Source organism: Actinacidiphila guanduensis, assembly GCF_900103985.1.
Lineage (GTDB): Bacteria > Actinomycetota > Actinomycetes > Streptomycetales > Streptomycetaceae > Actinacidiphila > Actinacidiphila guanduensis.
In genome coordinates, this window is the sequence record NZ_FNIE01000001.1 from 635,767 (window position 1) to 648,731 (window position 12,965).

9 protein-coding genes are annotated in these 12,965 nt (G+C 70.4%); 7 read left to right on the top strand and 2 right to left on the bottom strand.

What is annotated here, in order from left to right:
• Window positions 1–130: 130 nt before the first annotated feature.
• Entirely contained in the window at window positions 131–3,592 is a 3,462-nt protein-coding gene (locus BLR33_RS02740; RefSeq protein ID WP_176930089.1) for an NEW3 domain-containing protein, read from the top strand.
• 668 nt (window positions 3,593–4,260) lie between these two features.
• Window positions 4,261–5,130 carry an alpha/beta hydrolase gene (locus BLR33_RS02745; protein ID WP_218136590.1) on the top strand — a complete coding sequence of 290 codons (870 nt, stop codon included), beginning with the start codon at window positions 4,261–4,263 and terminating at the stop codon, window positions 5,128–5,130.
• Between the two features lie 35 nt (window positions 5,131–5,165).
• Here BLR33_RS02745 and BLR33_RS02750 read toward each other — a convergent pair whose 3' ends face one another.
• Together BLR33_RS02750 and BLR33_RS02755 are read right to left on the bottom strand one after the other, a co-directional pair.
• Entirely contained in the window at window positions 5,166–5,543 is a 378-nt protein-coding gene (locus BLR33_RS02750; RefSeq protein WP_245771108.1) for a winged helix-turn-helix transcriptional regulator, read from the bottom strand.
• A 93-nt stretch (window positions 5,544–5,636) separates the two neighbouring features.
• Window positions 5,637–6,182, bottom strand: coding sequence for a MarR family winged helix-turn-helix transcriptional regulator (locus tag BLR33_RS02755; protein WP_218136591.1), 546 nt, complete (start codon window positions 6,180–6,182; stop codon window positions 5,637–5,639).
• 105 nt (window positions 6,183–6,287) lie between these two features.
• On the opposite strand from BLR33_RS02755, the gene BLR33_RS02760 reads away from it, so the two are divergent.
• The 5 genes from BLR33_RS02760 (at window position 6,288) to BLR33_RS02780 (ending at window position 12,954) form a co-directional block, all read left to right on the top strand.
• Window positions 6,288–6,851, top strand: coding sequence for an NADPH-dependent FMN reductase (locus tag BLR33_RS02760; RefSeq protein ID WP_093782578.1), 564 nt, complete (start codon window positions 6,288–6,290; stop codon window positions 6,849–6,851).
• 6 nt (window positions 6,852–6,857) lie between these two features.
• Window positions 6,858–7,847: an amidohydrolase family protein gene (locus tag BLR33_RS02765; RefSeq protein ID WP_093782579.1), complete on the top strand. Its 990-nt coding sequence runs from the start codon at window positions 6,858–6,860 to the stop codon at window positions 7,845–7,847.
• A 55-nt stretch (window positions 7,848–7,902) separates the two neighbouring features.
• Complete coding sequence (locus BLR33_RS02770; protein ID WP_093782580.1) at window positions 7,903–8,775, top strand: dioxygenase family protein; 873 nt, start codon at window positions 7,903–7,905, stop codon at window positions 8,773–8,775.
• 263 nt (window positions 8,776–9,038) lie between these two features.
• Complete coding sequence (locus BLR33_RS02775; RefSeq protein WP_245771109.1) at window positions 9,039–9,752, top strand: dioxygenase family protein; 714 nt, start codon at window positions 9,039–9,041, stop codon at window positions 9,750–9,752.
• Between the two features lie 202 nt (window positions 9,753–9,954).
• Entirely contained in the window at window positions 9,955–12,954 is a 3,000-nt protein-coding gene (locus BLR33_RS02780) for a SpoIIE family protein phosphatase (protein ID WP_093782582.1), read from the top strand.
• The last annotated feature ends 11 nt before the right edge of the window (window positions 12,955–12,965 follow it).

Below are 12,965 nucleotides of genomic sequence, written 5' to 3' on the forward strand. Positions count from 1 at the left end.
CCAAGGGCTGAAAATCCGCTCCACCGCGTCCCCCACACGCCGTCGCGGACGCCGCCCTCACGCAACCGGAGGATCCGTTGTGACGATGCGCAGAGCGGGCAGACCAGGAACAGGCAGAGCGGGCAGAGCGGTGGCGATCACCGCCGCACTGGTCGCCATGGCCGCTGCAGCCGGGACGACGGCAGCGGCCGGGACGACCAACGCGGCAGGAGCGAACGAGCAGGTGGCTGGGGGCACTCGGTCCCCCGGCAGCGCACCCGGTGCCGCCGACCCGTGGACCTTCACCAACGCCGCCTATGCGGCCCAGGACATCACCACCACGCCGTTCGTCGGCAACGGTTACCTCGCCGAGCGGCTGCCGGCGGTCGGCCAGGGCTACCAGGGCGAACTGGGCCCGAGCGGCTACCAGTTGGACCAGCAGCCCAAGCAGCGGACGACCACCTCGCTGGTGGCGGGCGTCTACAACAAGGGCCTGACGCCGTCCGTGCCGGGCATGGAGTACATGGCCTCGCTGCCCACCTGGAGCACGATGGCCCTCGGTGTGGCCGGCCACACCCTGGACGCGTCCGTGCCGCAGGATCAACTCAGTGGGTACCGGCAGCGGTTGGACCTCGCCCACGGCGCCGTCACCACGTCGATGACCTGGACGCCCGAGGACGGCAGGGCCACCGGCGTACGGGTCGAGGTGCTCGCCAACCGGGCGCAGGAGCATCTCGCGCAGGTCCGGCTCACCGTCACCCCGCGGTGGACCGGTGACCTCGCGCTGTCCGCGCTGCTCGACGGCGCGGGCGCCCAGGGCATCGACGCCACCTCGCGCGGCGTCAGCACCGCCACCGACACCGCGACCGTCCGGCTCAGCACGCCGGGCGACGGCACCCGCGTGGTGGAGACGCAGCGCCTCGTGGCCGGGCCGGGCACCAAGGTCTCGGCCCGCTCGGCAGCCGAGCCCGCCGACGCGGCGACGGCCGGCGAGGACTGGACCCTCCACGTCACCGCGGGCGCCACGTACACCGTGACCAAGTACGTGGGCATCGCCAGTTCCAACGATGGCGCCACCACCGACCCGGAGCGCACCGCCGACCGCATTGTCGAGAACGCCGTCCGCCAGGGCTGGTCCAGGCTCACCGCGCAACACGACGCCGCCTGGGCCGCGTTGTGGAAGCCCAACATCGAGGCCGCCGGCGACTCCGGTCTGCAGGGCGACATCGACATGTCGTACTACACGCTGTACTCCAGCCTGCGCGCGGGCAGTTCGTGGAGCATCCCGCCGGCCGGCCTGACCAGCCTGGACTACAACGGTGAGATCTTCTGGGACGCCGACACCTGGATGTTCCCCTCGCTGCTCGCCTTCCACCCCGAACTCGCCGAATCCGTGGTGGCGTTCCGCTCGCGCACCCGCGCCCAGGCCGAGGCGAACGCGAAGGCCAACGGCTACGCCGGCGGGATCTGGGCCTGGGACAACGGGCCCGGCGGCGTCTGCGGCGACCTCGGCCACCCCATGTGCGTCACCTTCGAGGACCACCTGGAGAGCGACATCGCCCTCGCCCAGTGGCAGTACTACCAGGCCACCGGCGACACCACGTGGCTGAAGGACGACGGCTATCCGGTACTGAAGGACGTCGCCGCCTTCTGGGCCAGCCGCGTGACGCAAGGGTCCGACGGCAAGTACCACATCGTGGGCGTCACCGGCCCCGACGAGTACCACGAGCACGTCACCGACAACGCCACCACCAACGCCGGCGCGATCGTCGCCCTGAGGGCGGCCACCGCCGCGGCCGCCGTGGTGCACCGGACCCCCGACCCGGCGTGGTCGCGGATCGCCGACCGTATCGCGGTGCCGACCGACGCCGACGGCAGCCACCCGGAGTACGCCGGCTACACGAACCAGACCGCCAAGCAGGCCGACACGGTCATGCTGACGTACCCGCTGGGCTATGTCACCGACCCGGGGTCGGCCGCGGCGGACCTGGACCGCTACATGCCGGTCACCGACGTCAACGGGCCGGCCATGACCTCCTCGGTGGAGTCGGTGGTCGCCGCGCAGATCCAGCAGCCCGGCTGCCTCGACTACACGCTCTTCGAGAACTCCTACCGCCCTTACCTGAAGGGCCCGTTCGACCAGTTCGCGGAGACCCAGGGCGATGTGCCGCTCCAAGGCGGCGGCTACGGCCCGGCGTTCACCTTCGCCACCGGCGCCGGCGGCTACCTGCAGACCTTCGTCCACGGATTCGGCGGGCTGCGGTGGAACACCGGCGGTCTGACGCTCGCCCCGACGCTGCCGCCGCAGCTCGCCTCGGGAATCACCCTGGCCGGGCTCGCCTACCACGGCAGCAGGCTGACCGTGCACATCGGCGCGAGGACCACCACGGTCACCCTCGACTCCGGCCGGCCCGTCCCGCTCACCACGCCGGCGGGCGCAAGGACCCTCACCCGCGGCCGCCCGGTGACAATGAAGACGGCCCGACCGGACCTCGACCCGACCGACGACCTCGCCCGCTGCGGCACGGCGTCGGCCGACTCCGCGCAGCCGGCCATGTACGCGGCCGGGGCCGTGGACGGCAACGACACCACCACGTGGACCGCCGCCGGAAACTCCTCGTCCCTCCAGGTCGCGCTGACGGGCCGCAGCGCGGTGGACCACCTGCACGTGCGGTGGGGCACCACCCGCCCGGACTCGTACACCGTCGAGGTCCAGGACGGCTCGGGCTCGGCCTGGCGGCAGGTGGGCCAGGGCAGCGTCCCGCCGCTGGGTGACCTGGTGGCGCGCTGGAACCGTACCGAGGCCACCGCGGTGCGGCTGTCGTTCACCGGCGCCGTCCCTGCGTCCGTCGCCTCGCTCTCGGTGCCCCGCGCCGAGGCCGCCGACCTCACCGGTGCGCTGACCACCGACGGCACCTCGCCCGGAAAGCCCACCACGGTGCACCTGGCCCTCACGTCCGTGGGCGGCGCCGACGCCCGGCACGTGACGAGCGGCTTGCGGGTCCCGGCGGGCTGGCGGGTCAGCGCGGGCCCGGCACCGGTCACGATCGCCGAGGACGGCCACGCCGACCTGCAGTGGACGGTCACCCCGCCGGCGGACCAGGCGACCACGGCCGCGCGCATCACAGCGACCACCACCTGGGACGGCACCACCGGCCGTGACACGGCGACGGACACCGCGGTCCTCCCTGTCGTGACCCCGTCGCCGCTCGGCTCGACGGTCGAGCTGGAGTCCGGCGCGATGAGCGGCGGCGCCCAGGTGGCCAGTGACCACGGCGGCTACACCGGCAGCGGTTTCACGGCCGGCTGGTACGCCGGGGCGTCCGACACCGTGGCGGTGCACGTCCCGGCCGCCGGGCCCCGCACCGTCACCATCCGCTACGCCAACTCCCTGGGCGGTCAGCGCCCGCCGCTGGAGAACGTCACGCGGACGATCACGCTCGCCGCCGGTGGCGGCCGGCATCAGGTGCAGTTGCCCGTCACCGGCAGCTGGGACACCTGGTCGACCGTCACCGTCCCCGTCGACCTGCCCGCCGGGGACGTCCCGATCACCCTGGAAGTGGGCTCGGCCGACTCCGGCAGCGTCAACATCGACAGCCTGACGGTCAACTGACGGCTGTGTGAAGGACCGCCCCACCTCCGCGCCCGTGCCCCGCCCCCGGGACACGGGCGCGGCCGTGTGGCCGTGTCCGGCCACCGGGAGGCTATGGCCACGCCTCCTTGCGTCCATGTGCAGCACGGCTCGGGGGCGTTCGTGCTCGTCTCGGCCGACCTCACGCAGCAAAGGGCGGCCCCTGACTCGCCGCCAGGATTCGACGCTCGCCCCCGGCGGTCGGCGCGACCGTACCGCCACGGTCCGTCAGTCGGGTATGACGGGCAGGAGCAGGTGGGAGTCGTACCGGCCACCGGTGTGGACAGTCACAGTGCCGCCATAGGTCTGCGCGGCCTGTGGCGCGCGAGGCGGACGGCTCCCGGCCGGGGAGGGCAACGCCCCAGGGGCGGACACTTGGGCGACAGCCGCGGTGAAGTGGGTCACACAGGCTGCCGCTGACATCGGTCCTTTCTCCGGCGTCCGGCCCTGACAAAAAAGTAAGTCCTTCCGGCAGACCAGGAAAATCCATAGCCTTACCGCTGTCCGTGACCTCGGTGCACCCACCGCAGCCATACGCCTGGACGTGCACACGCGCGATCACGCACATCTCCCCATCCACGTCCCTCGAATGGCGGGAATTCACAATGCCGAGCCCCCGTTCAGATGCCCTCCGCGTAACTCTCCGTTCCATGGCCGACCGTATGCACGCCAATCCGGGCATGGATCTGCCGACCTTGCGTGACATGATGGACGAACTGCAGGCGCAGTCCGCGGAACCCACCGCGGTCACGTACGAGGAGGTGGAGACCGGAGGTCGACCGGCCCTGTGGTGCAATCCGCTCGACTCGGCAACCGACCGCGTCATTCTCTACCTGCATGGCGGCGCCTTTGTGGCGAACTCGAAAGACACCCACCGCAAAGTCGCCGCTCACCTCGCGAAGGCGACCGGGTGCCGCGCTCTGGTACTCGATTACCGGCTGGCACCGGAAAATCCCTTTCCGGCCCAACTCGACGATTCGGTGGCGGCCTACCGCCAACTCCTGCACGTGGGCGTCGAGCCCGGCCATATCGCCGTCGCGGGTGATTCCGCCGGCGGAGGACTCGCCACCTCGACCGTCCTGAAACTGCGCGAAGACCGCGCCGCGCTCCCCGCTGGGATCGTGGCGATCTCCCCCTGGTACGACATGGAGGCCAAGGGCGAGACCTTCGACACCAACGCCGCGCACGACGCCTTCACGACCCGGCCCACGACGCTCGCGCTCGCCGCGATGTTCCTCGGCCGGAACGGCTCCGCCATCGATCCGCTGGCCAACCCCTTGTACGCGGACGCCACCGGACTGCCGCCCGTCTACCTGGCATGCGGCGGGTACGAGGCGCTTCGGGCCGACGCGGAACGCTTCGCGAGCCTCGCCGCCGACGCGGGTGTGGACGTCACCCTGGAAGTGAGCGACGGGATGCAGCACATCTACCCGCTCATGGCGGGCCGTGCCCCCGAGGCCGACCTGACCATCGCAAACATCGCGCGCTGGCTGCGTCCCAAGCTGGGCCTGAGCGGCTGAGGGAGCCGGGGGTCACGCGCGCGGCCCGAACCTCGTTACGACGCTGCCGCGTCGTAACGATCCCGCGCCTGCGCCATCGGCTCAATGTGATCATCGACCCAGTCCACAAGGAGGTGCAGCGTCGCGGTCAGATCCGAGCCGAGCGTGGTCAGGCTGTAGGTGACCTGGGGCGGTACGGTCGGGGCCACGCAGCGTTCGATCAGTCCGGCGCGCACCAGAATCCTGAGGTTCTGCGCCAGCATCTTCTCGCTGATGCCGGAGACTTCGGCCGTCAACTCGGAGAAGCGGCGCGGTCCGTCGGACAGGGCGTCGAAGATCAAGACCGCCCACCGGTTTGTCACCCGATCGAACACCGCTCGCGGACACTGCTGGTCCAGCACGCGGACAGCGAGCTGCGGGCGCTCGGCTCCCACCTGGGACACACCTTCCATCGGGACCATGCCGACACAACCGGCGGCAGCCCCCCACCTATTCCGGGTGGTCCACGGCGGGCCGGGCCCCGCCCGTCACTCGGCCCGGGCCCTGTCCTCCGCGGGCCGGTCCGCCGGGCGGGCGCTCGCCGTCCCGCCTTGTGCGTGCTCGATGCGGGCGAGCACCTTCTCGGAAATCCGGTGCAGCGTCCGCAGTTCGTCCGGGTCCAGGACATCGACGAACAGGTCCAGCACCCGGGCCACATGCCCGGGCGCCGCCCCCGCCAGGTAGGCGTAGCCGGCGTCGGTCAGGATCGCCTGCGTGTAACGCCCGTTCTGCGGGTCCGGCTCGCGGCGTACGAACCCGCGATTCTCCAGCCGGCCGATCATGTGGGACAGGCGGGACAGTTCCGTGTTGGCCAGAAGCGCGAGCCCGCTCATCCTCATGCGGCGCTCGGGCTGGTCGGACAGGTGTGCCAGCACGTGGTACTCGATGAAACTGAGCTTCGAGTCCTGCTGGAGCTGCGACTCCAGCGCCGCCGGCAGTCGCTGGAGAAGCTTCATGAACCCGCGCCACGCCGCCAGCTGGTCGCCTGTGAGCCAGCGCGGTTCGGACATCTCGGGCTCCCCTCGGACAGACATGTGCGCAGTCTACTGGCGTCACCGAGGGCTGACTTGAATGTTCACGTGAAGCAGGTTAGGGTCTCACTTGAACATTCAAGCGTGGTGGATCGGAAGGACCGCACCATGAGCAACGTGAAGCTGGCCGTCATCCTCGGCAGCACCCGCCCCGGCCGCAACGGCGAAGCGGTGGCGAACTGGGTGCTGACCAAGGCCAAGGAGCGCCCCCATGCCGACTACGAACTGATCGACCTGCTCGACTACCCGCTGCCGCACCTGGACGAAGCCGTGCCGGCGAGCCGGGGCGTGTACGCGGGCGAGCACACGAAGGCCTGGTCCGCCAAGATCAAGGAGTTCGACGGGTACATCTTCGTCACCCCGGAGTACAACCACTCCACCTCGGGCGTGCTGAAGAACGCCATCGACTACCTCTACACGGAGTGGAACAACAAGGCCGCCGCCTTCGTGTCGTACGGCTCGCTCGGCGGCACACGGGCGGTCGAGCACCTGCGGGCGATCTCGAGCGAGTTGCAGCTCGCCCACGTGCGCCAGCAGCTGTCGTTCTCGTTGTTCACCGACTTCGAGAACTTCTCGGTGTTCAAGCCCTCCCCGGTACACGACGACACCGCGTCCGTACTGTTCGACCAGCTCGAGTCCTGGGCCGGCGCGCTCAAGTCCGTCCGAAGCTGAGCCCTGATGCGCCTCTACGGTCTTGAGGAGCACTTTGTCACCGCCGACGTGATCGAGGCATGGAAGCGGCGCGACCCCCGGCTCACCGAGCCGATGATGAAGTGGGCCGTCGCCAGTGACATCACGCCGGCGTTGCTGGACCTCGACAACGAACGCATCGCCGCGATGGACGACGCCGGGATCGACGTGTCGGTGCTGTCCCTCACGACGCCGGGGCTGCAGAACCTCGACACGGCGGAGGCGGTCGCCCTGCAGGCGCCCACGAACGACGCGATCGCCGCCGCCGTGCGCCGCCACCCCGGTCGCTTCCAGGGCTTCGCGGCGCTCGCCACATCCGCTCCGTCCGCCGCAGCCGCCGAACTGCGGCGCGCGGTCACCGAGCTCGGGCTCAACGGCACGCTGGTCAACGCGAACTCCGGTGGCCGGGCTCTGGACTCACCCGAGTTCTGGGACATCTACGAGGCCGCCGAGGACCTGCGCGCACCCGTGTACCTGCACCCCAGCGCTCCGTTCCCGGCCGTCACCCGTGCCTACTACCGCGGTTTCGGCGCGCCAGTGGACGACATGCTGGCCACCGGCGCGTTCGGCTGGCACTACGACGCCGGCCTGACCGTGCTCCGGATGATCATCGCCGGTGTCTTCGACCGGTTCCCCGGACTGCAGCTCGTCCTGGGGCACTGGGGCGAGGTCGTGCTGTTCTACCTCGACCGCATCGCGGCAATGGACAAGCTCACCGAGCTGCGGCGCCCGATCGCGGACTACTTCCGCTCGAACATCTTCATCACCCCGGGCGGCATCTCCAGCCACAAGTACCTGCGGTGGAGCCTGGAGACAGTGGGGATCGAACGGATCATGTACGCCTCCGACTACCCGTTCAACCGGGAACGCGCCGGATCCGCGCGGCGCTTCCTGGAGACGGCGCCGATCGTCGAGGCCGACCGCGAGCGCATCGCCCATCGGAACTGGGAAGAGCTCATCGCCGGCATCCGGCGCTGACCACCGCCGGCCCTCATGCGACACCCCACCCGACATCGGAAAGGAGCCGAGGCACGTGAGCGAGTCCCAGAGCCGGCTGCAGGTCGTTTTCGCCGATCTGCGCCGCGCCGTCGACGACGTCATCCTCAAACACCAGGTGACCCTTGAGGAATTGCTCACCACCGTCGAATGGCTGCAGCAGGTCGCCGACGCCGGCGAACTTCCGTCCGCGAGCATCTTGTTCTACAAGACCGTCCTGAAAGGAACGGCGGGCGCGACCTATGCCCACCCGGAGAAGGACGGCGCGAGCCACTGGGAGATGGAAGGCCCCGCCCATCGCCCCGGCGCTCCCGTCCTCCACAGCCCGGCTGTGCTGCCCATGCGCCCCGACGAACCCGGCGAACCCCTCATCGTCTCCGGGATCGTGCGCACCACCACCGGCGACCCGCTGCCCGGAGCGGCCCTCGAGATCTGGCAGATCGGCGCCGACAACGTCTATTCCGGCATGGACACCAGCGACTTCGAGCCGCTGAACATCCCCAATGACTCCACCGGCATCCCCGTCGACAACCTCCGCGCCCGGATCATCGCCGACAGCGAGGGGCGCTACGAGTTCCGCACGGTGATGCCCGGCACCGAAACCTTCGGCCTTGCCACGGACGGCCCGCTCGCCGCGTTCACCCGGGCGCTGCAGCTTCAGGGCCTGCGCCCGCTGCACATCCACGCCATCGTCTCCGCCGACGGGTGCCTGCCGCTGACCACCCAGATCTACTTCGACGGTGACCCCCTGGTCGCCGGCACCATCGAAGGCCACGTCCCCGCCGACGCGGTCAAGACGACCGTCCGCCACGACGACCACCGGGCTCGCGGCCTCGACCGGCCCTACCGCACCCTCACCTACGACTTCGTCCTGCGTCCCGCGGCCGAAGCCGCCGTCACTCCTCAGTGAACGGCACGGCGCTTGCACACACATCGGAGCCGGCGAGCGCCCGAAGCCGGCCCCGCCGCTCGAAACACACGTCCGTCTCCCCGAGATACCCAGCGAGGGCACGTATGAATGCTGCTTCCCATACCGCGTCCGCCTACGACCGGTTCATGATCGAGCAGGCTCCCGCGAGTCGCGATCAGCGTCCCTGGACGCCGGCCGATGGTCCGATGCCCGCCCTGTACCTCAGCCATGGCTCTCCGGCACTGTTCGAGGACGCGTTGTGGATGAGTGAGCTGTTCGGCTGGTCCCAGGCGCTGCCCAAGCCGACAGCGATCCTGATCGTCAGCGCGCATTGGGAGTCGGCGCCGCTCACCCTGTCGGCGACGGGCCCGGGCACCCCGTTGGTCTACGATTTCGGAGGCTTTGCGCAGCGCTACTTCCGGATGACCTACCGGACACCGGACGCCGGCGCACTGGCCGCGAGGGTCGCGGCCTCGATGCCGGACAGCGAACCCGTCCACCAACACACCAGCCGCGGCCTGGACCACGGCGCGTGGGTCCCGTTGAAGACCATGTACCCCTACGGCGACGTACCGGTCCTGCAGATGTCCCTGCCCACTCACGACCCCGCCCGGCTGATGGACATCGGCCGCCGGCTGCGGGACGTGCGGGAGGAGGGCGTGCTCGTGGTCGGGTCGGGCTACATGACGCACGGGGTCCCCTTTCTCACCCGGGAGCAGTTCGTGCACAACGTCGTGCCGACTTGGTCGGCCGACTTCGACGCCTGGGCCGCCGACGCCCTCGAGCGGGCCGACGTCGACACCTTGGCCGACTACCGCAGCCTCGCTCCGGCAGTGCACTTCGCCCACCCCACCGTCGAGCACTACACGCCGATGTTCGTCACCCTCGGAGCCGCGACCGACGCCGAAGCACCCGTACGGACGACGATCGAGGGCTACCGTTTCGGCCTGTCCAAGCGATCCTTCCAAGTGGCCTGATGCCGGTGCTGCTGTGCCGCTCCGAGCGATACGGGGGGGCTTCTTCGGCTGCTCGTACCCGCGCCGAAGTCAAGGTGGCCCGCTACGGTGGAATTGATGGACACGTCCGCGGCGTGACATTCCGTCCACCGGCCGTACACAGCGGGTTCCCCGCTCACGACAGGTCAGGCGCCGGTGCAGGGCGGCGGAGGCGAGGGCAGAAGTGGGGTCCGGACGCGGCGATACCGAGGCCGAGGACGGCGTGCGGCTGGCCATGCTGGAGGCCGTCCCCGCAGACGCGGACGTGTCCGACGTACTGGGTACCGCCCTGCTGCACGCGGTTGCGGGCGTGCGCGGGCTGTGTGGACTGGCGCACCTGTCCGGGCGCGAGGAGGGCACGCTGCGCCTGGTGGCGGCCAGCGGCGCTCCCCCGGGCCTGACGGGGGCATGGGAACTGCTCACCGACACACCATCCGGTCTCGCTCCCACCCGCGCGTTCAAGGACGGCAGTGTCGTGTGGTCGCAGGCCCGTCCCCCGGCAAGAGCGGGCCGGCAGACGATCAGCCATCCCCGCGGTGTGCTGTCCGCGCCAATCCTCGCCGGTGGCATCCCGGTCGGCGCCGTCTCGGTCATGGCGACCGACGAACCCCCCGAGGACCGGAAACGGTACCTGTGCGACCTGGCCGCGACGGTCGGAGGCCGACTCGCAAAGGCAGGACAATGGGGCACCGGCACCGCCCCATGGTGGCAGATCCCCACCGACCCCCCGACGATGCGCAAGGTCAAAGCCGCCAAGTGGAGCCGCGACCTGAATTCCGGAACCCTCGACGTCGACGCGGCGAGCGAGCCCCTGCTCGTCCGGGCCGGGCTCGACCCGAACACGTGGGACCGCCACATCCGGACGTGGATCGACCGGATCCATCCCGCGGACCGTGAAGAGGTCATGAAGGAGATCGCCCGCGCACAGCGGGAACGCTCCACGTACGTGGTGGAGTACCGCGTCCTGGACGCGCAGAACCGCGAATCCTGGCTGTTGCTGTGCGGCTGGCTCGTGTACGACACCGACGGGCACGCCGTGAAGATGGACGGCTTCGCCTGGGACATCACCGAACGGCGCAGCCAGGAGCAATGGCTGGCAGGGATGCTTGACTCCTACCCTCAGCCGACGTACGTCCTCAGCGCGGATGATCGAGTCGTGTGGGCCAACGCCGCCGCCCGTGGGCTGGCCGATCGCGAACAGTACGAGATCCTCGGACGCACCCCGTGGGAGTCGATGCCGACTCTGCAGGAGCAGGGCCTTCCCGACCTCCTGGCCGCGGCGCGGGCCGCACCGGGCCGGCCGGCCACCTTGACCGTGACGTCGTGGACGCGGAGGCGCGGAGTGAGTGCGTACTACGAGCTGACCGCCGTCGGCATCAGCGATTTCGTCTCCGTGACGCTGAACGACGTCACGGACAAGACGCAGACCGCCTTGGCGGCCGCTGAGCGCCGCGAGCGCCTGACCGGCCTCAACCAGGATCTGATCAAAGCGCGGACGCCGCAGCATGTGGTGGACGCGGTCATCGGGCACGTGATGCCACTGGTGGGTGCCGACCGTGTCCTCATTCACGACCTGACCGGCGCGGCGCCCGAACTGGCCGGCTCGGTGGGCTACTCGCCCGAATTCCTTGCCGAGCTGGCCCCGATGGGCTGGCCACAGAACCGGGAGGGATCCGCGGTCGACGCCCGGCCGCAATTCGTCGCATCCGCCGACGAGCTCGCAGAGCGCTGGCCGCACCTGGTGCCGCTGGCCCGGCTCGAAGGCGAACACTCCTGGGTGATCCTGCCGCTGCTGACCGCCGAGGAGCAGGTCGGAAACCTGGTGCTCAGCTGGTCCGGCGCCCATACGTTCAGCCCGGACGAAGAGGCCCTCCTCGGCACCGTCGCGGTGGCCATCGCCGCAGCCCTCAGCCGCGCCGCCGAATTCCGGGAGGCACTGCGGTTGCAGGCCGAACTCATGCCGGGCCGACTGCCCGCCCTGACCGCGGTGTCCGCGGCAGCGCAGTACCGCACCGCGTCCGTGGCGGGCCTCGGCGGCGACTGGTACGACGCGCACCGTCTTCCCGGCGGACGGTCCCTGTTCGTCGTCGGCGGCGTCACCGGTCACGGTCGCGGACTCGGCAAGCTCAGCGTGATGGGCATCCTGCGACAGGCCATTGCCGCCATCGCAGCTCTCGACCTCCCGCCGGATGAGATCTTGGCCCACGCGAACGACGTCGCTCTGAGGCTGGGGGCCCGCGCCCAGGAGCCGGTCACGGTCACCTGCCTGCTGGCCCTGTACGACCCGACGACCGGTCACCTCGCTGTCGCCAGCTCGGGCCACCCACCGCCGCTGATGATGTCGCCCGGCCGACAGCCGACCGCGTTGCGCATGCCTGTCGGTAAACCGCTGGGCCTGCCGCACGTGCCACCGGAGGCCACCGAACTCAGTCTCGGCGACGGGACCGTGGTCGCCCTGTTCACCGACGGTCTGCTCGGTCCGGCCGCGCATTCGAACGGCGCGCTTTCCGATCCGGTGCGCCTGGCCGCGCTGATCGCCCGGCACGGCGCCTCGCCCCTGCCGGCCGATCCGGCGCGGCGCGGGCGATGGCTGGAAGCGCTGTGCGAGGCGGCTTTCGGGACCTTGCTCGCCGAGTCGAATCCGGACGATGCCGCGCTGCTGGTGCTGGCCGCCGGGCGGGTGCCCGCCGGGCGCATCGCCACCTGGGAAATGCCGCGCGTACCGGAGTCGGCCGCGGCGGCTCGCGCGGCTGTCGACGGCCAGTTGTCGCGGTGGGGGCTGGACGAACTGTCGTGGAGCGCGGATCAGGTGATCAGCGAGCTTGTCGGCAACTGCGCCCGCCACGCCGTCGGCATAGGAGTCAACGCCACCGACGACACCGCCGGCGCTATCCGGATCCGGCTGCTTTATCTCGACAACGATCTCGTCATCGAGGTGTACGACGGGTCCGAGGCCGCTCCACATGTCCGCCACCCGTCCTACGACCAGGAGTTCGGGCGTGGGCTGCCCATTGTCGCCTTTGTTTCACGCCGCTGGGGCGCCCGTCACACCGGCTCTCGCGACCCGGAGGCCGCCGGGACCGGCCGGCGCACCACGGCGAGCAAGTGCGTATGGGCCTGTCTGGCACTGCCCGACCCCAACGGCCGGCGACCGGGGGATTCCGAAGAGGGCCGCGCGCAGTGATGCAAGAGGGC